The organism is Paenibacillus sp. J2TS4 (assembly GCF_018403245.1).
In the GTDB taxonomy this organism is placed as follows: Bacteria; Bacillota; Bacilli; order Paenibacillales; family NBRC-103111; genus Paenibacillus_L.
On record NZ_BOSH01000012.1, the window covers coordinates 178,477 to 202,244 of the forward strand.

Here is a 23,768-nt window from a genome sequence, read left to right on the forward strand (position 1 = left end):
TGCTACGATAAAGGAGAATTCGCGACCAAAATAGCCGGGGAGGCGATGAGAATGACTTACCGTGTAGCCGTAATAGGGGGAGGCGGCATTGCCGTCAAACATCTGCAAGCGATGAAAAGCACAAGGGAGTTGGAGCCGGTAGCTTTAGCCGAGATTGACGAAGGAAGGGCAGGACAGCTCGCACAGCAATTCGGAATACGGGCCTATACGGACTATCGGGAAATGGTGAAGCAGGAGCGGCCGGACATAACTATAGTGACTCTTCCTCATTTTTTACATAAAGATGCGGCAGTTTTTTGTGCTCGTGAAGGCTGTCACGTTCTGTTAGAAAAACCGATGGCCATGTCCGTCAGCGAATGCGATGACATTATCGAGGCAATTGAGGCGAGCGGCGTGCAGCTTCTGGTCGGGCATACCCAGCACTATTTTCCGGAAAATCAGAAGGCGAAGGAATTAATTGAGAGCGGCGAGTTGGGTCGACTCGTTATGATTAACGATATAAGGCACGTTCCCTATTTTCGGCCGGATCGGCCAGCGTGGTTTTTCGAAAAAGCCAAAGCGGGCGGCGGAATATTAACTAACCTCGGCTCGCATTCGATTGACAAATTCCGCTGGCTTGGAGGCAGTCCGGTTACGGGTGTCAGGGCTTCCGTCAGCTATTTTGGGAACCGAGGGGATATTGAAGGAAGCGGTATCATTTTTTTGGAGAATGCAGATGGCCTGCCGGCTACCATCTCTCAGAGCGGCTACGGCGGCGTCTCGAAGAACGAGACCGAGCTAATTTTTACCGGCGGAATGGCCAAACTCGTTATCGGACAGGGCCTGTGGATCAGTCGGGACGGAGCGTTCGTGCCGGTTCCCGTAGAAGCGGTGGCGGAGCCGTTTGTCCTTCAATTTCGCGATTTGATTACCAGCATCGAGACGGGCCGTCAGCCGGAATGCTCCATGTACTATTCTCGCGAAATTGTAGAAGTGGTGGAAGCTGTCTATCAATCTCATGAGCAGAAAAGAGAGATTGTTCTGGCTTCTTCGATTGGCAGCCCAGCAGACTAACGCCCTTGGTGACAACTTTGACCAGCACCCAAACCGAGCCTCTGGGCACGAACCACGCAGCAAATATGGGTTTGTAAGATCATCCGGGTATTCTTCCGTCAGGAGTCTTGGAGATCGGAATCAGCAAGCAGCTGTTGAACGATCTCCTCCATCCCGGCTCCTCGAGAACCTTTGACGAGAACAACTTTGTCAGGAGAGGAATCTGCAAGTAAATGGGCGGCTAGCGACGGCTTATCCTGAAAGGATAGCGCTCGCTGCGTCCCGAACCTTATTCTGGCCTCTTCCGCAATATAAGCTGCCAGTTCGCCGTACGTATAGACGAAATCAATCGTTTCAGGGGAAAGCAAGCGGCCGATTGCCCTGTGCATTTCCTTCTCCTCCGGCCCGAGCTCCAGCATATCTCCCAGCACAATCGTTTTATTGGCAAACCCTTGCATGTCACTTAACACTTCGATAGCGGCCTTTACCGACGAGGGGCTTGCATTGAAAGCATCGTCAATTACAGTTAATCCCGTAACGGACCGTTTAACTTCCATTCGCATTCCAGAAGGATGAACGGAAGCGAGCCCTTCTTGGATATCCGCATCGGGAATTTCGAACCCATCAGCGACAGCTATTGCCGCTAATGCATTGCACGCATAATGCTTGCCGGGAAGCGGAACGGCATAACGATCATCCGATCGGCCGCAAACCTTAAACTCTGTTCGCTGCGAATCGATTCGGATGTCGGCAGGAGAATAATCGTTGGCTGGACCCAGCCCAAAACGAAGCTTGCGAATGGTGTCGGGAGGAGCGATCTCGGCAAGCACCTCTTCAAGCAGAGGCTCATCTCCATTAAAGAGGAGGGTACCGTTGGGCGCCAGGCCGCTTAATATTTCCAGTTTGGCCGAGGCGATGGCCTTTCTGGAACCAAGTGAGGCCAGATGAGCTTCACCAATCATCGTGATAACCGCTACATCCGGACGAGCGATCCTCGCCAATTGCTTGATTTCTCCTGCCCCGCTCATCCCCATTTCTACAACCGCAATTTCCGTACCTTCTTCCATCTGCAACAGCGTCAAGGGAAGTCCGTAATGATTATTCAAATTTCCTTCCGTTTTGCACACTCGTCTGCAACGGGAAAGGACGGAAGCGATCATGTCCTTGGTTGTTGTTTTCCCATTGCTTCCGGTGACTCCGACCACTTTAATGTTGAGCTCCTGCCTATACCGGGAGGCCAGACGGTGAAGGGCGGAAAGGGGATCGTCCACGAAAATCAAGGGAACCTGGTGAGGCGGATCAGGCTCGTGTCGGCTCCATAAGCTTGCCACGGCCCCTTTGCGGAATGCCTCCTCCACAAATCGGTGCCCGTTCTGGGTACGCACAATAGGGATAAATAGATTCCCCGGCTGTAATGTTCTCGTATCGGTGCTGACGCCAACGACGGAAAGAAAATTCCAAGCGGAATCACTGATCATTCCTTCACTCATTCTTTCGATTTCATACAGCTTCCTGTTAATCATGCAAAGCCCCTCACAGTCTACAGGTAGGATAGAATAACGCCCTTCATGGAAATTTAGTTGTAAGCATATCGCTTACTATGGCATTATATACAATCCACATTACCAGAAGATGGGATTCAAGGAAACCATCCACGATCAGGGAGGAAGAAAAAATGCTAATACTCAGCAGGCATATACGTCCTCTCCAGCTTGGCGGCCTGATCCGCAAAATGCTGGAAGCTGCGGATCCCTATTCCGTGCTCGTAATAACGGCAAAGTTCAGCGAATGGCTTTCCTTTAATCATTTGATAGAAAGAAATCCGCGGGCATTCTCCTCTCAAGGCGGCGATCCACTGTTTTTGGTTAACCGATACCATTCCTGCTCCTCCATCCAATGCGATATATAGTTACAGGATGGGCTGAAGGCTTCCTTATTAAACACAGACAAGCTTCCTCAATTCGTTATTTCATATGTTGACTTGTATTTTGTATGCTGAATATCGGGGTATAAACGATTACGATTAAACTATGCTAATGATTGCATTCAATAATCTCGATTAACATTAAAGTTGTTGTTGAGGGTCTTTGTTCTCCTGTGATAGTATGTTGTCATATGAGGGGGTAGTGCGAACATGGCCAAGCCAAAAAAAGATTATTCCGTGCCTGCAATTGAAAAGGCAATTACAATACTGAATTGCATCTCTAGAAAGGAAAGAATGAACATCAACGAGCTTCATACCGAGCTTAATATTCCTAAAACGACGGTATTTGTCATAGTAAACACGCTGGAGCGTCATTCGCTTATCGAAAAACAGGAGGATGGCAAATATATTCTCGGCCACGGGGTATTGTATTGGGGAATGAATTATTATCAGCAGAACGATATTAAGCAGATTGCGCACCCGCATTTGATCAAATTGGTAGCAGAAACTCCCTTCACGGCTCATTTGGCCATCATGGCAAATTACAAAGCGGTTTATATCGATAAATGCGAAGGGGACGGCTTCGTCCGTTTTGCCACTATAGCAGGACAAGCACTGCCGCTGCATTTGTCAGGCGTAGGCAAGGCATTGGCGTCCGGTCTGCCCGATAAGGAGATTACCGCCGCAATTGACGTTATTGTAGGGCCTTCGGAGACGAGACCAGAGCTCATGCTGGATAAATTGATGGAAGATGTGCAGTTTGTTCGACAGCATGGCTATTCTATTGAGGATGAGCAGATGGAAGAAGGAATCCGCTGTATAGGGGCGCCGGTTTTTGATGAGAATGGCCGTGTGATTGCTGCCATTAGTCTGACGGCATTAAGCAAGGATTTGCCTGCGATTAAATTCCAGGCTATCGGAGAAACGATCAAGGAAACCGCCTTGCGGATCTCGCAAGAAATGGGCTATTCCAACCGTTAATCGGAGTATGAAGGAAGAAGGAGAAAGAGATTAGTTATATATAGAATTCAGCATATCAATTTGTCATTCGGAAGTTAAGGTTGCAGTTTGGAAAGAATTTAGAAGAAGGTGAAAGGACTTAACAGGAAGTAGGATGAAATGAAAAAAAAAAGCAGATCGCAATAGCGGCCTGCTCTTTCTTGTGCCCAACGTTTGCTATTCAGCAAGCCTGCGAACTCGTATCTGTTCGAGAAAAGGAATTGACAACGGTCGAAGGCTATGATAATTTTGACAAATAATCACTATATTAAATTTTATTCAATATTTGGAACTTATGCAAGAAGTGATTCATATTCTGAACCAAAACTTTATTATATGAAAGAAGTCTGGTTCCCATTATTTTAGTAATAAGGAGTAATGAATGATGCGCTTGCGGAGTGAAGAGTGGTTTAATCATCCGTCCTTTGAAACGAGATTCCAGCATGCTTCAGCTATGCGCGCCTGCGGACATGATCCGGAATCGTACGCTGGCAAGCCGATTATCGGGATTTTTAATTCATGGAACGATTTGAATAGTTGTAACGCTCCACATAAAGAGCTTGTTGAATATGTTAAAAAAGGGGTACTGGCCGCGGGAGGATATCCCGTAGAAATGCATACGATTACGACAGCGGCCGATTTTAACAAGCCTTCCGATTTACCCTACAGAAATCTGATGTCGATGGACGTAGAGGAGATGATTCGTTCTTTGCCGCTCGACGGGATTGTGCTGCTTTGTGAGTGCGACAAGACAACACCCGCCCAGCTGATGGGAGCGGCGAGCTGTGATCTTCCCACGCTGCAGTTGGCTGCAGGGCACCGATCGACTGCCTATTTTAAAGGAAAGCCAGTCCATTATGGAACCGATTTATGGAAATATATGGACATGTATAAGGCTGGAGAGCTTTCGGCGGAGGAGATGAAGGGGCTGGAGAAGGGCATTTCCTGCTCCTTCGGCGGCTGTCCGGTCATGGGCACCGCGTCCACGATGAAGAATCTTTCGGAAATATTGGGCATGATGCTCCCCGGGACATCGGATATTCCGGCGACGGATTCCAGAAGAAGAATAGCCGCCGAACAAACAGGCAAGAGGATCGTCGCCATGGTGAGAGAAAGGCTCGTTCCCTCCAGGCTGATGACGGAAGCGGCGTTTCACAACGCGATCAAATTATTGGCTGCTCTCGGCGGTTCGACGAACGCTGTCCTGCATTTGACCGCTATAGCCGGAAGACTGGGGATTCGAATTAGCCTGAAGCAGTATCAAGAAATAGCAGACCGTATCCCTCTGCTCGTTAACCTGCAGCCAAGCGGTCAGTTCGGAATGGACGACTATTTTCATGCCGGGGGACTGTCGGCGGTCATCCATGAACTGCTGCCCGAGCTGGATGGCGAATGCTTGACGGCACTAGGCAAGCCACTTGCGGAAGTGTATACGACAGAAACGGACAATCCGCAGATTATCACTTCTTTGGACCATCCGTTTAAGGCAGAATCGGGCATTAAAGTGCTCAAAGGGAATTTGGCTCCATCGGGAGCGATTCTGAAGCTCTCGGCCAGCTCCAAGAAGCTTTGGAAGCACCGCGGGAAGGCTTATATTTTTGACAGCTATGAAACTATGCTTCAAGAAATCGACAGGGATGATCTGGATGTGGACGCTTCAACCGTGCTAATCCTGCGAAATTGCGGACCTTCCGCCTTGGGAATGCCGGAGTGGGGAGAAATTCCTATCCCGAGCAAGCTCTTAAAGGAAGGCGTCGACGATATGGTGAGAATCAGCGATGCACGCATGAGCGGAACCAGCTATGGGACGGTGATTTTACACGTTTCTCCCGAAGCGGCCGTTGGCGGCAATCTGGCTGCAGTGCAGAATGGAGACGTGATTGAGGTGGATGTGGAACAAGGCTTGCTTCAGGTTGATCTCACCTTGGAAACGATACAGGAACGGCTGCGGCAGCTCCCGCCTTTTCCCAGAAGACATCCGAGAGGCTTCCTGAAGATGTTTGCCGATCACGTGCTGCAGGCCGATGAAGGCTGCGATCTTGATTTTCTGCGCCCCGAGAACAAGGAGGATGCGCGTTTTGTGCCTCCGATTGTCGGCAGAGGCTAGGGCTGTAGGATCGCAATTTCTTTCTATATATTCATATTAAGAGGAGGAACCGAAATGGAGTTCAAAGAAAGCGCAAGATTGTATGAAGAAGCAACTAAATATACACCAGGCGGTGTACATACCTCGATTCGTAATCTGGAGCCTCACCTTGTTTTCAAGAAAGCGGAAGGAGCCTATATTTACGACGCTGACGGCAATAAATATATTGATTATCAAGCGGCTTTTGGTCCTTATATTCTCGGTCATAACCATCCTTATGTTAATAATAAAGTGATCGAGGCCTTGGGGCGCACCGACCTTTATGGAACGGGCTCAACTGATCTGGAGATCGAACTCTCACAAAAAATTTGCAAGCATGTCCCTTCCGCAGATCAGGTGCTATTCTGTAACTCGGGGTCGGAGGCTACTTACCATGCTATCCGCTTGTCCCGCGCAGTTACCAAGCGCTACAAGCTCATTAAATTCCAGGGCTGCTATCACGGCTGGCATGATTATGTAGCCCGCAATATGCTCAGCTCCTGGGATAGGATCGGCAAACGCGATCCAGGCTCGGCCGGAATGATGGAAGAAGCAATCGATAATACGCTAATCTGTACCTTTAACGATCTTGAAGATGTAGAGCGCACCTTCAAAGCTAATGAGAGGGAAGTGGCTGCGCTGATCGTTGAGCCGATTCCTCATAATATCGGCTGTATTATGCCTCAGCCGGGATTCCTTGAAGGCCTTCGCAAGCTTTGCACTGAGCATGGCGCCCTGTTAATCTTTGACGAGGTCATCACTGGATTCCGTCATAATATCGGCGGCTATCAGAAGGTAGCCGGAGTTACTCCGGACCTGACAACGATGGGCAAAGCGATGGCCAATGGCTTCCCGATTGCTGCGGTAGCGGGCAAGAAGGAGTACATGCAGCGGTTTAACACACAGCCGGGAGGCGACGTTTGGTTCGCAGGAACCTACAACGGTCATGCGGTAGGAACAGCAGCTTCGATAGCCACATTGGAGATGATGGAGAACGAGCCGGTGCATGAGCACGTATTCCGCCTGGGCGATAAAATGCGCTCAGGTCTGCGCGAAATCATGAACAGGCTCGGAATTGATGCTTACGTGGCTGGCTTCGGCTCCGTGTTCACGACCTATTTCATGAACTTCGAGCCTAAAAATTATACAGACCTCCAGCATAATGATGCGGAGTTCTATGTAGCCTACCGCCGCGCTTTGATGGAAAAAGGAATCTTCAAGCTTCCTATGAACATCAAGCGGAATCATATCAGCTACAGTCATACGGACAAGGAGATCGACTATACGCTCGAAATGATCGAGGAAGTTCTGCGTGATCTTAAAAAGTAATGGATTAGTAAAAGCGGGGTAAGCGGGGGCCCATTCGGGCTCCCCTTAATGTGTTTATGTTATACGAACCTCTGGCAGTTTGACTAAGGCCGCTTTTGTATTGCATGATTAGAGTATAAGTTTTACTAGGATTCATGCAAAGATGAGGGGGCGGAGGAATGAACAAAGGAGCTAGAAGAAAGGATCAAATAAGAACAGAACTCCAGGCTGATCCTACCGCGCCCCCAACTGAAAAGCCTGCTGTGCTTAAAACCGTTTTTAAAGCGCCCATCCTTTTTTATAGAAAATTCATCTCGCCGTTAAAGCCGCCGACCTGCAGATTTTATCCCACTTGCTCCCAATACGCCCTCGAGAGCATTGAAGTGCACGGGGTATGGAAAGGGTCCGCCCTCGCCGTGAAGAGGATTTGCAAATGCCATCCCTTTCACCCGGGAGGAATCGATCCGGTTCCGCCCGCTAAAGAAAAGCTGCGGCCGAACGGCCGGCGACCTTGACACGAGCTACATGGATTAGGTATATTTTTGTATAATTATACCGGATAGAAACAAATTCTATTGCGGAGAGTAAATAACGACAAACCGCATCATACGGATCTTTCAATGAAAGGATAAGTACGCAGCCGCCGCCTATGATCAGAGAGCCGGGGAAGCTGAGAACCGGCATAGGAACGCTGTGGAAGATGATCCTGGAGAAATCGTCCTCGAGTAGGCGAGCCGTTTTAAGTGCTCGGACTATAAGGGGATGACGCTTTCCGGCGTTAACGGATTAGCCTTCATGGCTGCAGAGCCCCGTCTTCGCAAGAAACGGGGGAACCTGGGTGGTACCGCGTGAGCCAAGCTCTCGTCCCAAGACGGACGGGGGCTTTTTTTGCATGGATATAGAAAAAGCAGGAGGGTATACAATGGCAGATCAGAACAAAACTTTTTACATTACGACACCGATTTATTATCCGAGTGATAAGCTTCATATCGGTCATGCTTATACAACGGTTGCGGGAGATGCGATGGCCCGATATAAACGGCTTCGCGGCTTTGATGTGATGTATTTGACCGGAACCGACGAGCATGGGCAAAAAATTGAGACCAAGGCGAAGGAAAAAGGAGTAGCCCCGCAGCAATTTGTTGACGAGGTTGTGGCCGGCATCCAAGAGCTGTGGAAAAAACTCGATATTTCCTACGACGATTTTATTCGGACTACAGAAGAAAGGCATAAGGAGCCGGTTGGGCGAATTTTCAAGCAATTACTCGACCAAGGTGACATCTACCTGGGGGAATACGAGGGCTGGTATTGTACTCCTTGTGAATCGTTCATTCTGGAGCGGCAACTTGTGGATGGCAAATGTCCGGATTGCGGACGCCCGGTAGAGAAGGTGAAGGAGCATAACTATTTTTTCCGAATGAGCAAGTATGCCGACCGTCTTCTGAAGTACTATGAAGATAATCCGGATTTTATCCAGCCGGAATCGAGACGGAATGAGATGATCAATAATTTCATCAAGCCGGGTCTGGAGGATCTGGCGGTATCCCGCAGCACGTTCGATTGGGGAATCCGTATTCCCGGCGATCCGAAGCATGTGATCTATGTATGGATCGATGCCTTGTCCAATTATATTACCGCTCTTGGCTATCAATCGGATGACCAATCGAAATATGAACGGTACTGGCCAGCCGACGTTCATTTAGTAGGGAAGGAAATCGTTCGTTTCCATACGATTTATTGGCCCATCATGCTGATGGCTCTCGATCTGCCCTTGCCTAAAAAAGTGTTTGCGCACGGGTGGCTGCTGATGAAGGATGGCAAAATGTCCAAATCGAAAGGGAACGTTGTCGATCCGGTTACGTTAATCGACCGTTACGGTCTGGATGCGCTGCGTTACTACTTGCTGCGCGAAGTTCCTTTCGGATCGGACGGAACCTTTACTCCGGAAAATTTTGTGGAAAGAATCAATTTTGATTTGGCCAACGATTTGGGGAATCTGTTGAATCGGACGGTAGCCATGATTGATAAATATTTCGGGGGCGAGATTCCGGCTTACGTTTCCGATGCAACTCCTTATGATGCGGAATTGCAGCAGACCGCACTTACGGCCGTAGCCAGGACGGAGGAAGCCATGGAGAAGATGGAATTTTCCGTTGCGCTGGGCGCGATTTGGCAGCTCGTCAGCCGCACGAACAAATATATTGACGAAACCCAGCCTTGGCTGCTTCATAAAGAGGAAGCACGACATGTCGAGCTTGGTTCCGTTATGTATCATCTGGCGGAATGTTTACGGATTGTGTCGGTGCTGCTGCAGCCTTTCATGACCCAGACGCCCGCCAAAATATGGAGGCAGCTGGGCATAGAAACCGGAGAACTGACAGCCTGGTCCAGCCTGCAGAGGTTCGGAGAGCTTCCGGCCGGAACCGTTGTACGCAAGGAAGAGGCTATTTTCCCTCGTCTGGAAGTGGATAGCGAGGTGGAATTCATCGTGGCGGCGATGACCGGCAATCCAGGGGCGGCGGCCGCTTCCCCGGACTCCGCCGCTAACGCAGCGGGCACTGCGGCTGAGCAGCCGGATCCCGCCGAAGAGAAGGTGGAGCGGGCTGAGGAAATTTCGATCGACGATTTTGCCAAAGTGGAGCTTCGCGTCGCCCAGGTGCTGGCTGCCGAGCCGGTGAAGAAAGCCGATAAGCTGCTTAAGCTGCAGTTGGACCTCGGCTTTGAGCAGCGTCAGGTTGTATCCGGCATTGCGCAGTACTATACTCCGGACGAGCTGGTCGGCCGCAAGGTAATATGCGTGACCAATCTGAAGCCGGTCAAGCTTCGCGGTGAAATGTCCCAGGGAATGATCCTCGCGGCATCCAAGGGAAGCCAACTGACGCTAGCCACCGTACCGGCTGACATGCCCAACGGCGCGATTGTGAAGTAAGCTATCCATGGAAGTAGGCAATGTACGGAAGTAACCCAAGCCATGATTGGAAGTACGCCAAGCTATGAGCGGATGTAAGTCAATGGATGCAATTCCTGAGTCCTCGATTTTCCTGAGGGAGTTCAAGGGCTATTCAAGTCACAATGAAGCCTGTCGTTCTTGGCAATGACAGGCTTTGATTTTTGTGGATCGCATGTAGTTGCCGCGATTTCGCCAACCTAGGGCCATTCGAGCGAGATAAGTGCATTTCCTGCCACTATTTCAGCGCTTTTAAGCAATTGAGTCTCCAGCGTCAAAGTACCACTACAAGACAAAAGAGGTGTTTTCCATTATGAAAACCAAGTTCAACATTAAAAGCGGCCCTCTATTTCCCTGAGGGGGACTTATCGCATCGGATCGGATTTGGTACCGCGTCAGCACATGGGGGGGTCTAACCGTATACTCCGCCTAGTTGTCATTTTTCGCCTGGGAGAAGGATAGCGTCTAACTGTAGTTTGTGTAGGTAAATTGAAGCGAATGGGGCAAATGGATTAGACTAGATGGAAAAACCGCACTTAAGATGGAGTATTTTTGCTGATATCCCTCTTTTTGCGCAAAATAGATGGAGGTTTTCCATTTATTTTTCGTTTTTAACCTCAAAAGAAGCAAATTAGCTGCATGAAATCCTTTTAGATCCCCATGCTGTACGAGTAGACTGCTAACGTGGCACCAGCAGTTATCATATTTTGCGACTGTTTAGCATGAATTTAAATCCCATCGCTCTGGGCATTCATCGTAAAGCGGGAGTTCAAAGTAATAGTAATTAATCTGTGTTTTTACTACTTATAGCGAGGAAGCCTGTCCATCTATCACTATTTATTTCTCCTATGTTTGTCACGCAGTTTGGTTGACAAATTAAGAAATCAGCCCGTATAATCAAAATTGTAAATTAGGAAAATTACGATTTACAGTAAGCAGACTTTCGGGGGAGACTACGGCTATGAGAAATCGGAAAACGATATACTGGGTGCTCGTTATCCTTACCAGTTTGGCAATACTGCTTGGAGGATGTGGAGGCAGCCAAGCCGACCTTGTAGAGGGTAAGACTAATGTCATCACCAGTTTTTATCCCCTCTATGATTTTGCTTCTAAAATAGGAGGAGACCGGGCACATGTCATCAATCTGGTGCCGGCCGGGGTGGAGCCCCACGACTGGTCGCCGAAGAGCAAGGATATCAGTCAAATTAATAAAGCGGACGTGTTCGTGTATCAGGGAGCGGGCTTTGAAGGCTGGGTCGACGAAGTGCTCGGCAGCATGAAGCCGGATTCTGGCGTCATCGTTGTGGAAGCCAGTCATGGTCTGGAGCTTCTCGCAGGAGAGCAGGGCCACGCCGAGGAAGGTCAAAGCGATGAGCACGATAGCGACAAGGAAGAAGCTCATGGCCGTGTTGAAGCCGAAGAAGGCCACCATCATGATCATGGTTCGATAGATCCCCATGCCTGGTTGAGCCCGCCTAACGCTAAAGTGATGGCAGAGTCAATCAAGAATGCCCTGCTGGAAGCGGACCCTGATAATAAAGACTATTATGAAGCCAACTACAGCAAGCTGGCCGAGGATTTAGACCGGCTGCATCAGAAATATAAGGAAACCTTAAGCGCTCTGCCGAAGAAAGAAATTGTCGTCTCACACCAGGCATTCGGATATTTGGCCCATGAATATGGCTTGACGCAAAAGGCCATTATGGGACTGGCCCCCGATGGAGAGCCGACCGCCCAGGATATGAAAAAGATTAGCCAGTTTGTCAGAGACAATGGGATTCAATATATTTTCTTTGAAGAGCTTGTATCGGATTCACTGGCCAATACTTTGGCTGAAGATTTGAAAATCGAAACCCTGGTGCTCAATCCTTTGGAAGGATTGACGGACAAACAGCTTGCGGCCGGAGAGGACTATTTTTCCGTAATGGAGAATAATCTGAATCATTTGGTCAAAGCTCTGAAATAAGAGTCCACTCAGAGATTCGCCCCAAAGGAGCGTTAACGATGGTTCTACAATCTAATCCAGCATCCTCCGGCGAGCCTTGCCACGATCAAGTGGTTGCGCTGGATCATATCTTTTTCTCCTACGAACGGAAGGACGTCATCAGCGATCTGTCCCTGCGAATTCTGCAAAGGGATTTCGTGGGAGTGGTCGGCTCCAACGGAGCGGGCAAAACGACGCTGCTCAAAATGATCGTCGGTCTGATTAAGCCTGTCCAGGGCGAGGTTAAGCTCTTTAACGAGCCGATATCCACCTTTAGGGATTGGGATAGAATCGGCTATGTTCCGCAGAAGAACAGCTTCAATCCGCTGTTCCCTGCAACCGTTAAGGAAGTTGTGCTGTCCGGGCTGTACGGTAGAAAAAAGCTGTTTAGAAGAATGGGAAAGAACGACTACCGCAAATGCGAAGAAGCGCTGGATGCGATGGGAATCCGCAATTTGCAGGATCGTAAAATCGGACAATTGTCCGGAGGTCAGCAGCAGAGAGTCTTCCTGGCGCGAGCTCTTGTTAACAATCCCGATCTGCTCATTCTGGATGAGCCGACGGTTGGCATTGATGCGGAGACGCAGGAAAGCTTCTTTCACATGATTCGTCATATGCATCAGCATCATCATATTACCTTTATTATGGTTACGCATGATCTGGATATGCTGGAGTCCTATTTGGGCAATGAGCCGGTACATTCCTCCGGTAAAATCCAGTTTTATATCAAACATACCCACAGTCCGGAAAATTGCGCGGAAACGGATTTGACGCATACACTTACCGACTTGCGCGAGCCGGTTGAACTCGGATAAGAAAGAGGCATAGACGAGTGGATATATTTTTGGAACCCTTTTTTCAAAGAGCTTTAATAGGCGGCATTCTTATTGGGATTACTGCCCCTTTAATGGGGGTGTTCCTGGTACTCCGGAGATTGTCCATGATTGGGGATACGCTTGCTCATGTAACGATCGCCGGAGTCGCCCTCGGTTTTTTGATCAACATTTATCCGGTGGTTGTCGGGCTCATCTTCGCCCTGCTTGCTTCCTTCGCCATTGAATGGCTTCGTAAAGCATACAAGACCTATGCGGAATTATCTATTGCCATAATCATGTCCGGGGGAATTGCTCTGGCCACGTTCCTGTTTACTATGGGAAAAGGCTTCAATGTGAAGGTGACCAGCTACTTGTTCGGAAGTATTTACACGCTGGACCGATTGGATTTGTCGCTTGTGTTTATAGTGACTGCGATTGTCATTGTCGTGGTCGGCATTAACTTCAAAGAGTGGTTCCTGATGTTCTTCGATGAGGAAGCGGCTGCGGTCAGCGGTCTGCCTGTCCGTTTTTACAATATTCTCATCACGATGCTGACCGCTCTGGTTATCAGTGTAGCGATCAAAATCGTCGGTGCTCTTCTGGTTTCCTCTTTATTGACTATCCCGGTAGCCGCAAGCTTGGCCGTAGCCAGAAGCTTCAAGCATTCTGTATTTATGGCGGTGCTGTTTTCGGAGACAGCGGTTATTGCCGGCTTGGTGGCGGCAGGAGTATGGAATTTGGCGCCCGGCTCATCGGTTGTGTTATTATTAATATTAATTTTAATCGTAACCCTGCTCTTCCGGGCCGGTACGAGGGCCAGATAAGAGCAGTCGGAGGGAACCTTCCATGGAAATCAACATCGGAATTGCATTTTTAGCGGGAATAGCATCGTTCATTTCACCATGCTGTCTCCCGCTTTATCCATCCTATTTATCCTACATAACCGGTATATCGGTTAATCAACTGAAAAGCAGCGACAACAGCAAATCTGTACGAATTCAGACGTTCGTCCATTCTTTGTTTTTTGTCCTTGGCTTTTCGGTTATTTTTTATGTGTTGGGATGGGGAGCCGGGACATTATCTGGCCTGTTTAGTCAATATCAGGATTTGATACGCAAATTGGCAGCCGTTCTAATATTAGCTATGGGCTTATTTATGATCGGATTATTCCAACCTCAATGGTTGATGAAGGAGAGGAAGCTTCAGTTCAAATGGAAGCCGGCTGGTTATTTGGGCTCCTTCCTTATTGGAGTAGGCTTTGCCGCGGGCTGGTCGCCCTGTGTTGGCCCTATTCTGTCCGCGATTCTGGCCCTGGCTGCCTCCGAGCCCAGCACCTGGTTTGCCATGATCACTGCTTATTCTCTTGGCTTCGCTTTGCCCTTCCTGGTTCTGGGCTTTTTCATCGGCTCAACCCGTTGGATTCTTCGTTATTCCTCCATGCTGATGAAGGTGGGAGGAGCGCTCATGATCATCATGGCGGTTCTGCTATATACGGACCAATTGACGAGAATTACGATCTGGTTCAACGAATGGACCCCGGATTGGCTGTTGAATTTGATGTAACTTTGGCAAGTTAAGTAAAATAATCGATAGTCGCTTCCGGGAATTTATCGAAAATTTGTTCCGCTATATGCTCTCTGAGCGCGCTAGCCTGTTCGTCGGGGTAGACGTATTTTCCTTGTCCCCAGCGGCCCCATTTGTATTTCCGTTTGGCCTCGTCCATTTCCAGCTTGGTTTTTGGATACCGCTGTAGGATGACGTTTTTCGCCGTCTTTGTGTACCGATGCTGGATGAGCTCGAACGTAAGCTGGGGAATCGCCTCGCTGGGCAAAGCGGCTTTAAGCTTATCCAACAGCTCGGAATACCCTTCCTCCCAACCGTCATACCAAATAATCGGAGCAATGATGAATCCGAGCGGGTAGCCTGCATGTGCGATTTTGCCCGCGGCCTCGATTCTTTCCAGGAAGGTGGAGGTCCCCGGCTCGAACTGCTTGATGACGTAATCCGCATTGACGCTAAACCGGATACGGGTATGTCCGTTATGCTGCAAGCCTAACAGCGGATCCACATGGTGGAACTTGCTGACGAACCTCAGTCGTCCGTAGCGCTCCTTCGCCATGAATTCAATCAATTCTGACAGCGAGCCGCTAATATGCTCCAGACCGAGGGGATCCGAAGTACACGCTGCTTCAAAGCGGGTGATTTCCGGAATTCGTTCATCAATATACTTTTTGGCGGCCTTCATAATGTCATCGGTATTGACGTAAATTCGGATATACGGCTTCGCTCCGAGTGTCGTTTGCAGATAGCAATAATGACAGTGGGCCATACAGCCGGTTGCAATCGGAATGGCGTATTCGGCCGACGGCTTGGATTGGTCGAAGGTTAGTGTCTTGCGCACTCCGACAACGAGCGTATTTTTGGCCATTCGGTATTTTGCGAATTCATTATCTCCGGGCAGATTTGTTATTCGGTTATGCGACGTCGTCATCCGAATAGGGAGTCCTTTTTGCTTAGCCCATTCCATAATTCGGACTCCTTTAGGATAATTTAGGGCGTCCGGTTCAAAATAGACCAGCTCCGGAATAAAGACTTTGGTGCTTTTTGGCGGACGTTGGGTCTGCACAGACATGATTACGCTCCTTTCTTTTCATTTGTTAAGAAAAGTCCAGTGGAAAGATAGCAGTCAGGGTGGTTAGAACGGGGGAAGTATTTATTACCGAATTTTAGATCATGTACGGTTAAGGTTAGTGTTAGTCCTGCTATAAAGATTCACACATGGAAATATCCGACTAAAACGACGTCTTTTGTGGTAAACTTGCTTTAGTGAGCAAATATGGTATATCATACATAGAGTACTAGTGACCGGTTAGATAGCGGAATACACGGTTAAGGAGGGGATATGGATGGCTACACCGAGTATGGAAGATTATTTGGAGCGTATTTACAAGCTGATCGATGAGAAGGGTTATGCCCGTGTATCGGATATTGCAGAAGGTCTGGCTGTTCATCCTTCCTCTGTGACCAAGATGATCCAAAAACTCGATAAAGACAGCTATCTAGTCTACGAGAAATATCGTGGACTTATTTTAACACCTAAAGGTAAAAAAATGGGCAAGCGGTTGGTGGAGCGTCATCATCTTCTAGAGCAATTTTTAGAGGTCATCGGAGTCCAGGAAGAGAACATTTATACGGATGTGGAAGGCATTGAGCACCATCTGAGCTGGGATTCTATTACATGTATCGAAGTATTGGTAGAGTATTTCAATCGTCATCCGGAAGCTACGAATCAGCTTAAGCAGCTTAGAGCCGAAATGGAAGCAGAATAGCTTAGAAGAAAGAGGGCGTATCAGGCGCCTTCTTTTTTTTGTGGACGGAACCTTTCTCGCAATTAATTAAGATGCGCCGAACTAAACCGGCACAGCTCCAGATGGTTCTATGGACTTCTTCCGCTTCATAAATATACAACGACTCTTTATTAGCGGAGATCCGGGAGATGGGGAGGCGATCGGATGAAGGTGAATGCCGTCTTTGAAGGCGGGGGGGTTAAAGCGATCGGACTGGCGGGAGCGGTTAGCGAAGCGCAGAAGAGGGGAGTCACGTTCGATAAGACGGCCGGAACCTCCTCGGGGTCTATCGTGGCGGCGCTGTTGGCGGCCGGCTATACCGGAGAAGAAATGAAACAGATTATTTTGAGCACTCCATTCACCAAGTTTTTAAAAAAAGGTTGGCTGCACCAGATTCGGTGGATCGGCCCTGCCGTTCGGCTGTTCGTCAAAAAAGGGCTCTATGCCGGTGAGGAATTGGAGTATTGGATCTATAAACTGTTATTAGCCAAAGGAATCCGCACTTTTGCGGACCTGCCGTATAATCGGCTGAAAATCATAGCTTCCGACATATCCCTCGGCAAACTGCTCGTCCTGCCTGACGATATTTCGCGATATGGCATCGATCCCCACAAGCTTACCGTAGCCAAGGCGATCCGGATGAGCACCAGCATCCCTTATTTTTTCGACCCGGTCATTATCCGTAAAAAATACCCTCGCAAAAAGAAAGAGAAGTTTACCGATCAATTGGTCTATGTAGTTGATGGAGGGCTGTTGAGCAATTTTCCGTTGTGGCTTTTTGACATCCATGAGCTTAAGCCCGGGGAGAAGTCATTGCCTACTCTTGGATTTCAACTGGTCGGCCGGGGGAGCAACGAGCCTAACCGCATTGTTGGTCCGCTCAGCATGTTTCAAGCCTTGTTCTCGACAATGATGGATGCTCATGATGAAAGATTTATCGAAGACCATAAATCATTCCGAACGATCAAAATCCCTACTCTCGGGGTCCATACGACCGAATTCGATTTAACTAAAGAAAGAAGCCTGGAGCTGTATGATTCGGGGATGAAGGCGGCGGCCAAATTTTTTAACAAATGGTCATATGAGGATTACTTGGCTAAATGTAAAAAGACGGACGCGACCGCCAGGGCCTTGGTCCGTCAGTGATAACGAGGTGGTTCGTCCTCGTCGTTGGAGCTTTTCTTGTTTCCTTCTATAACTCTAAAACGCGCTTTCTTCGTGCGCTGCGTCTTTGCCTTTGGTTTCGTCTTGGGACGGTAATAAGAAGGACCGGAAGTAAACATGCGACGGAGACGGGAGGGGGGGAACTTGTATAGTAAAAACACCGCTCCAAAGATGATGACCGGGAGCAAGAACGATCCCGGATTTCTAAATAAGTTATAAAGAATACCGATGGCGATCAAGGATAGAACGACATACACGGCAGTCGGATATCGTCTTCTCATTACAGCGGCCTCCTTCCTAGAGGGAACGGATCGTTAATAAGTCTTGGTTCAACGCGCACCTCCATAGCGGTGCGCGTCGCCGTGCATGGAATCAGATCACATGCGGCTTGGTGATTTCCGAATCCAGTTCTCTCATTCGGTTGAACGAGGCGATGGACACTTCAACCTGTTCGTCTGTCGGCTGTTTTGTCGTCAGCATCTGCAGCCACAACCCAGGGTAGCCTAAATATTTAAGTACCGGGGTATCTCGGAGCACGTTGGTAAAGCGCAGAGCTTCATAGGAGACACCGATGACAACCGGCAGCAAGGCAATGCGCTGCCACATTCTGTCCCACAAGTTATCGTATGGCACAAAGGAATAAATGATGACACCAATCAAAACTGTCAACACTATGAAGCTGCTGCCGCAGCGGTAATGAAGAGTGCTGAATTTCTGTACATTGGAAACCGTCAAGGGTACGCCGGCTTCATAAGCGCTGATCACTTTATGCTCCGCGCCGTGATATTGAAACAGTCTTTTAATAAGGGGAGTTAAGGAAATAATATAAATATAACCGACCAAAAAAACAATTTTGATCAGGCCTTCGATCAAATTATGCAGAATTTGGTTCTCAAAGTGGTTGTTAAATAAAGTATGCTCGACAAAAGCAGGAACCAATGTAAATATGAGCTTGCCAAAAATAAAAGAGATCACTCCCACAACGGCTACTCCGAGAAGCATCGAAATTTTACCGAAAAGGGAGGGCTCTTCCTGTTTAACTTCTTCCCCTTCTTCTTCCGCAAATACTTCCGCCGAAAAATTCAAATGACGCGCACCGTTCGCAGTCGATTCGATAATCGCCACCAATCCTCGCAATAATGGAACCTTCTTGAGCTTGCGAACCCATTCCTTGCTGCTTGAGCGGGGGACCTCCAAAAATGAGATTTCGTTGTCCTTCCGGCGAACCGCCGTGACATGGACGGACTTTCCGGCAAACATAACGCCTTCGATTACCGCTTGTCCTCCATAAATGTTATTTTGAGACAATAAGTTCACCTTCTCAGTAGTTATCTTTTTCTTTATTTTAACGAAAACACGTCAGGAATGCCAACAGTTTGCAAAACAAGATAATGGATATACTATCCGGGATCAGGTTTTAATTGGGGCGCTTAAGCCGGCGGATAGTAAAAAGTATTCTCAAACCAGTGAAACTTATGGTAAAATGGCTACGTTATCAAGGCAAACAATTGGGTGATTTTATTGAAAAAAATTTTGGTGCTGCACGGTCCGAATTTGAACATGCTTGGAATTCGGGAGCCCGGCGTCTACGGCACAGTATCTTTGTCCGCCATCGAGCATAATTTGCGACTGCTGGCCAAGGAACTGTCCATGGAGATCGAATCCCTGCAATCGAATCATGAAGGGGAGCTTATTGACCGTATCCATCAAGCGTATGGAGTTATGGACGGCATCCTCATCAACCCCGGGGCTTTGACCCACTACAGCTATGCATTGAGGGATGCCCTCGCCTCTGTCCACCTGCCTGTGGTGGAGGTGCATTTGTCCAATATCCATCAACGGGAAGCCTTCCGTCATGTATCGGTTACCGCACCGGTGTCGTTAGGCCAAATATCCGGCTTTGGAGATTACAGTTACGAGCTTGGGCTGATGGCTTTACACCGGCATCTTAATAAGGAAGTCAGGTGAGTGCTTTGAAATTGTCCAGATTGACACGGCTGAGAGAAGCGATGCAGCAGGCTGAACTGGAAGCTCTGTTCATTACGAATGGTTATAACCGCAAATATTTGACCGGATTTACTGGAAGCTCGGGGTATGTCCTCGTAACGGAGGAGCGCGCAGTGCTGCTGACGGATTTTCGCTATACCGCGCAGGCATCTGAGCAGGCTCAAGGTTTTGAGGTGGTGGAGCATTCGCGGAAAGCTATCCTTACGGTCCGGGAAATTTTGCAAAAGCACCAAATCGGCAGACTGGGGTTCGAGCAGAATGACGTTACCTACGGTACATATTTGAGCTATTTCGCCGACTTGGGAAGCATCGAGCTGGTTCCAACGGAGCGAATAGTGGAGAAGCTGCGCATGATTAAGGATGAGGATGAGCTGCAGATTATGAAAGAAGCGGCTGCTTTGGCGGATGAGACCTTTTCTTTCATTCAGACGAAGCTTAAGCCGGGTGTATCGGAGAAGCAGATCGCTCTTGAAATGGAATTCTTCATGCGCAGCAAGGGGGCGACTTCGACTTCGTTCGATACCATCGTCGCTTCGGGAGAAAGATCGGCCCTCCCCCATGGGGTGGCCAGCGAACGTTTGCTGGGGACTAATGAATATGTTAAGCTCGATTTCGGAGCATACTACAAAGACTACTGCTCCGATCTGACTCGCACGGTATGCCTTGGCCGGCCAACGGATAAGCACAAGGAAATCTACCAGATTGTGCTGGAAGCCCAAATGCATACGCTCGCTCATCTGCAACCCGGGATGACCGGCAAACAAGCGGACGCCTTGGCCCGGGACGTCATTAAGCGGGCGGGGTACGGCGATTGCTTTGGACACAGCACCGGACACGGGCTGGGCATGGAGATTCATGAGGCTCCGACCTTGTCTCACGTATCCGATACCGTGCTTGAACCGGGAATGACGGTGACGGTGGAGCCGGGAATTTATTTGCCGGGCTTCGGAGGCGTTCGAATTGAAGACGATATCGTCATTACCGAAACTGGAGTGGAACGGTTGACCCACTCTGACAAAAATCTGATCATCATCGATTAATTCGTGAGCCAACTCTCAAGGTTCACTTTCATCAAGGAGGATAAACCATGATTTCTGTTAACGATTTTAAAACCGGCTTGACCATTGAAGTAGACGGTGATCTGTTCACTGTGCTCGATTTCCAGCATGTTAAACCAGGGAAAGGAGCTGCTTTCGTCCGTTCCAAATTGAAGAACATGCGCAATGGCAACACGGTGGAAAAAACGTTCCGCGCAGGGGAAAATGTCGGCCGCGCTCACGTGGAGAACCGGGAAACCCAGTATCTGTATTCGGCAGGAACCGAGCATACCTTTATGGATACAGAAACGTATGACCAATTCACACTTCCTTCCTCGCGGCTGGAATGGGAATTGAAATTTTTAAAAGAAAATATGAATGTTAACATCATGAGCTACCAGGGAGAAATTCTTGGTATTAGCCTGCCTAACAGTGTGGAATTGAAGGTAGTGGAGACGGAGCCGGGAATTAAAGGAAACACCGCCACCGGGGCTACGAAGAATGCTACCCTGGAGTCAGGCCTTACGGTTCAGGTTCCTTTGTTCATCAACGAAGGGGATGTACTTCTGATCGATACTCGCGACGGTAAATATATTTCCCGCGCATAACATCGACACTTAATAATGTGCCAGTGGCCTTCGATACGGGACGAGCTTGATCGCCTCCTCCGAATCGGAGGTTTTTGACATTATAGAATTTGTTTCGGGGCTCACAGCTTCTTTCGAAGCAAAGTCAGGAAGATCGACCGCGATTATAGGAAGGTCTAGACGCCGACTCTCTTAGGGTGCGGACGGAATACGTTACGAAGGCAACACGTCAATTTTGTGGGGTTATTTTGTCACAATTTGTCGGGAGTATGCTATAATAGTGCGAGTTTATACAGTCAATTTTTCAAATGCTTGGGGGAGTGAGCAACTTGTCATTGATCGTAATGAAATTTGGCGGCAGTTCTGTTGGGGATGCTGAACGGATGAAACGGGTCGCGGCCCGCATCGTGGAACGAAAAAAAGCCGGAAATCAATGTGTAGTCGTTGTATCCGCCATGGGGGACACAACGGATGATTTAATAGATTTATCCAAACAAATAGTTTCGGGGGATCCGCCTGCTCGTGAAATGGATATGTTGTTGTCGACAGGGGAGCAAGTATCGATGTCTCTTCTCGCCATGGCGATCAGGGAACTCGGGGAATCCGCCGTTTCCTATACCGGCTGGCAGGCCGGAATGATTACGAATTCGGCTCACGGCAAAGCCCGGATTACCGATATCCGGCCGGATAAGGTGCGTAATGCTGTGTCAGAAGGTCATATCGTCATCGTTGCCGGGTTCCAAGGAATGAGCGAGGATGGCCAAATAACGACGTTGGGCCGCGGCGGATCAGATACGACGGCAGTAGCCCTGGCTGCGGCAATTGAAGCCGATTTATGCGAGATATACACCGACGTGGATGGAATCTATTCTACCGATCCTCGTGTGGTCAAGGTGGCCCGGAAGCTGAATGAGATCTGTTACGATGAAATGCTGGAGCTGGCCAACCTGGGAGCTGCGGTACTGCATCCGCGCGCTGTAGAATATGCAAAGCATAATCAAGTTCCATTAGTCGTTCGGTCCAGCTTTTCGAATAACGAAGGTACTTACGTGAAGGAGGAAGCAGTTATGGAACAAGGAGTAGTCGTTAAAGGCATTGCCTTCGATAAGAATGTCTCCCGCATTAGCATATTGGGCGTTCCAGAGCAAGTGGGACAGCTGGCCAGAGTATTCTCTGCGCTTGCCAAAGAAAGTATCGATGTCGATATTATAGTACAAAGCGGAGTTAAGGACGGAGCAGCCGATTTCTCGTTTACTGTTTCTTCCTCTGATAAAGACAGGGCAATGGAAGTCATCGGCTCTATCCAATCCGAGATCGGTTTTCGCGAAGCGGTGTCCGAGACGAATCTGGTCAAAGTATCCATCGTCGGAGCCGGCATGGTGAGTAACCCTGGGGTGGCCGCGACGATGTTCGAAACGATCTCCGAGCTGGGAGTGAGCATCAACATGGTAAGCACTTCCGAAATTAAGATGTCCTGCGTCATTGACGGAGATCGCTTGAACGATGTCGTCCGAGCGCTTCATACCGCTTATGGTCTGGATACAGACGTGCAAGCCTTCGTGGGCGGACCCGCCGAACGCCGATAAGATTTACCCGAATCGTTCGAATAAATAGCTAAAAATTTTTAATAATAGAGCGGTTATTCCGGCGGCCATCAGAGGGCCGACCGGGATACCGCGCATGAAGACGATCCCGAAGATCGACCCAATAACGAGACCCACAATGATTTGTGGGTCTATTTTTAACAGCTCCAGCCCTTTTCCATTCATATAAGTCGCGATGGCGCCACCGGCAAGCGCCAGGATTCCCGGCCATGATGTGAAGACAGTGGAGACTTCCTTCCAGGTTATTTTCTCACTGGCAAAAGGAACAAGCACTCCCATAGTAAGGAATAGCAGTCCCAATTCCAGCCCTCTCCGTTCGATTCCCGGCAAATAACGGTCGAGACTGACGAGCTTGACAACCAATAATATGCAGGAAGCTGTAGTAATGATATGGGAGCGTCCGATAAGACCGATAATAATCAGGACGACCAGGATGACGTTTCCGTTCATATAGGATTGCCCCTTGTCCTAGTGGATTCTATATTATGTGTATGATAGGGGCGGATTGAATTAGAACAAGCTTTTCCCGGCTTCCTTTAATTCGCCGAAGTTGGGGCTATCGTGGTAAAATTAACACCAATCCACCGCCCGCAGCGCTTTCGGGTTGAAACAGATGTACTTTCAGGCTGTTGAAAAAAGCATCTATGTCGCTCGTATCCGCCCTGTAGTAGACGGTACAAATGGGCGATAGATCTTGATGCGATTGAGTGCGTTTTATACGAAAAATCGTTACTACTTAGGTCTCTCGTCAACGGGAGATATTTTTTTGGTGCTGGTAAGGAATTCCGGCCCCTCGTGTAGAAGTATATAAAACAGCGACTAAAGATCAAGGAGCGAACCACGTGAAACTAAGGCCGAATCAAGTGTTGACCATATGCAAAGGCGACA

General features: G+C 48.7%; 22 protein-coding genes and 1 other annotated feature. Of the genes, 16 read left to right on the forward strand and 6 right to left on the reverse strand.

Annotated features, from left to right (window positions below; genetic code table 11):
* Positions 1-51: 51 nt before the first annotated feature.
* On the forward strand, positions 52-1,053 hold the full coding sequence (locus KJS69_RS22255; protein ID WP_213585988.1) for a Gfo/Idh/MocA family protein: 1,002 nt from the start codon (positions 52-54) through the stop codon (positions 1,051-1,053).
* A gap of 98 nt (positions 1,054-1,151) precedes the next feature.
* Here the strand turns inward: KJS69_RS22255 and KJS69_RS22260 are convergent, their stop codons facing one another.
* Complete coding sequence (locus KJS69_RS22260; RefSeq protein WP_213585989.1) at positions 1,152-2,555, reverse strand: UDP-N-acetylmuramoyl-tripeptide--D-alanyl-D-alanine ligase; 1,404 nt, start codon at positions 2,553-2,555, stop codon at positions 1,152-1,154.
* A gap of 155 nt (positions 2,556-2,710) precedes the next feature.
* Complete coding sequence (locus tag KJS69_RS22265; RefSeq protein WP_213585990.1) at positions 2,711-2,911, reverse strand: hypothetical protein; 201 nt, start codon at positions 2,909-2,911, stop codon at positions 2,711-2,713.
* Positions 2,912-3,166: 255 nt separating this feature from the next.
* On the opposite strand from KJS69_RS22265, the gene KJS69_RS22270 reads away from it, so the two are divergent.
* From KJS69_RS22270 to KJS69_RS22310, 9 genes are all read left to right on the forward strand, one after another.
* Positions 3,167-3,937 (forward strand): IclR family transcriptional regulator, encoded by a 771-nt coding sequence (locus tag KJS69_RS22270; RefSeq protein ID WP_213585991.1) that lies wholly within the window; start codon positions 3,167-3,169, stop codon positions 3,935-3,937.
* A gap of 400 nt (positions 3,938-4,337) precedes the next feature.
* Positions 4,338-6,062 (forward strand): dihydroxy-acid dehydratase, encoded by a 1,725-nt coding sequence (locus KJS69_RS22275; RefSeq protein ID WP_213585992.1) that lies wholly within the window; start codon positions 4,338-4,340, stop codon positions 6,060-6,062.
* Between the two features lie 54 nt (positions 6,063-6,116).
* Positions 6,117-7,409, forward strand: a complete 1,293-nt coding sequence (locus KJS69_RS22280; RefSeq protein WP_213585993.1) for an aspartate aminotransferase family protein — start codon at positions 6,117-6,119, stop codon at positions 7,407-7,409.
* Between the two features lie 242 nt (positions 7,410-7,651).
* Positions 7,652-7,903, forward strand: coding sequence for a membrane protein insertion efficiency factor YidD (gene yidD, locus KJS69_RS22285; RefSeq protein WP_249730664.1), 252 nt, complete (start codon positions 7,652-7,654; stop codon positions 7,901-7,903).
* A gap of 96 nt (positions 7,904-7,999) precedes the next feature.
* Positions 8,000-8,260 (forward strand) — a binding site (T-box leader).
* A 50-nt stretch (positions 8,261-8,310) separates the two neighbouring features.
* Entirely contained in the window at positions 8,311-10,317 is a 2,007-nt protein-coding gene (gene metG / locus KJS69_RS22290; protein ID WP_213585995.1) for a methionine--tRNA ligase, read from the forward strand.
* A 979-nt stretch (positions 10,318-11,296) separates the two neighbouring features.
* Positions 11,297-12,301, forward strand: a complete 1,005-nt coding sequence (locus KJS69_RS22295) for a metal ABC transporter substrate-binding protein (RefSeq protein WP_213585996.1) — start codon at positions 11,297-11,299, stop codon at positions 12,299-12,301.
* A gap of 38 nt (positions 12,302-12,339) precedes the next feature.
* Positions 12,340-13,134, forward strand: coding sequence for a metal ABC transporter ATP-binding protein (locus KJS69_RS22300; RefSeq protein WP_213585997.1), 795 nt, complete (start codon positions 12,340-12,342; stop codon positions 13,132-13,134).
* A 17-nt stretch (positions 13,135-13,151) separates the two neighbouring features.
* A complete protein-coding gene (locus KJS69_RS22305) occupies positions 13,152-13,958 on the forward strand; it encodes a metal ABC transporter permease (RefSeq protein ID WP_213585998.1) in 807 nt (268 codons plus the stop codon).
* Between the two features lie 22 nt (positions 13,959-13,980).
* On the forward strand, positions 13,981-14,697 hold the full coding sequence (locus KJS69_RS22310; RefSeq protein WP_213585999.1) for a cytochrome c biogenesis CcdA family protein: 717 nt from the start codon (positions 13,981-13,983) through the stop codon (positions 14,695-14,697).
* Between the two features lie 10 nt (positions 14,698-14,707).
* On the opposite strand, the gene splB is transcribed toward KJS69_RS22310, so the two are convergent.
* Positions 14,708-15,766: a spore photoproduct lyase gene (splB, locus tag KJS69_RS22315; protein WP_213586000.1), complete on the reverse strand. Its 1,059-nt coding sequence runs from the start codon at positions 15,764-15,766 to the stop codon at positions 14,708-14,710.
* A 274-nt stretch (positions 15,767-16,040) separates the two neighbouring features.
* Between splB and mntR the strand changes: the two genes are divergently transcribed.
* Positions 16,041-16,463, forward strand: a complete 423-nt coding sequence (gene mntR / locus KJS69_RS22320; protein WP_213586001.1) for a transcriptional regulator MntR — start codon at positions 16,041-16,043, stop codon at positions 16,461-16,463.
* A 183-nt stretch (positions 16,464-16,646) separates the two neighbouring features.
* Positions 16,647-17,627, forward strand: coding sequence for a patatin-like phospholipase family protein (locus tag KJS69_RS22325; protein WP_213586002.1), 981 nt, complete (start codon positions 16,647-16,649; stop codon positions 17,625-17,627).
* On the opposite strand, the gene KJS69_RS22330 is transcribed toward KJS69_RS22325, so the two are convergent.
* Complete coding sequence (locus KJS69_RS22330; RefSeq protein ID WP_213586003.1) at positions 17,621-17,926, reverse strand: MraY family glycosyltransferase; 306 nt, start codon at positions 17,924-17,926, stop codon at positions 17,621-17,623. The two genes, KJS69_RS22325 and KJS69_RS22330, sit on opposite strands and share 7 nt — an antisense overlap.
* Before the next feature lie 91 nt (positions 17,927-18,017).
* Positions 18,018-18,905 carry a DUF1385 domain-containing protein gene (locus KJS69_RS22335; protein ID WP_213586023.1) on the reverse strand — a complete coding sequence of 296 codons (888 nt, stop codon included), beginning with the start codon at positions 18,903-18,905 and terminating at the stop codon, positions 18,018-18,020.
* Positions 18,906-19,166: 261 nt separating this feature from the next.
* Here KJS69_RS22335 and aroQ point away from each other — a divergent pair, with 261 nt between their 5' ends.
* From aroQ to KJS69_RS22355, 4 genes are all read left to right on the forward strand, one after another.
* Positions 19,167-19,613, forward strand: coding sequence for a type II 3-dehydroquinate dehydratase (aroQ, locus tag KJS69_RS22340; RefSeq protein ID WP_213586004.1), 447 nt, complete (start codon positions 19,167-19,169; stop codon positions 19,611-19,613).
* A gap of 5 nt (positions 19,614-19,618) precedes the next feature.
* The gene (locus KJS69_RS22345; protein ID WP_283777480.1) at positions 19,619-20,692 is read left to right on the forward strand and encodes a M24 family metallopeptidase; all 1,074 of its coding nucleotides are present in this window, start codon (positions 19,619-19,621) and stop codon (positions 20,690-20,692) included.
* A 47-nt stretch (positions 20,693-20,739) separates the two neighbouring features.
* Positions 20,740-21,297: an elongation factor P gene (gene efp / locus KJS69_RS22350; RefSeq protein WP_213586005.1), complete on the forward strand. Its 558-nt coding sequence runs from the start codon at positions 20,740-20,742 to the stop codon at positions 21,295-21,297.
* 308 nt (positions 21,298-21,605) lie between these two features.
* A complete protein-coding gene (locus KJS69_RS22355) occupies positions 21,606-22,862 on the forward strand; it encodes an aspartate kinase (RefSeq protein WP_213586006.1) in 1,257 nt (418 codons plus the stop codon).
* Between the two features lie 3 nt (positions 22,863-22,865).
* Here the strand turns inward: KJS69_RS22355 and KJS69_RS22360 are convergent, their stop codons facing one another.
* Positions 22,866-23,330 (reverse strand): DUF441 domain-containing protein, encoded by a 465-nt coding sequence (locus tag KJS69_RS22360; protein WP_213586007.1) that lies wholly within the window; start codon positions 23,328-23,330, stop codon positions 22,866-22,868.
* Between the last annotated feature and the right edge of the window lie 438 nt (positions 23,331-23,768).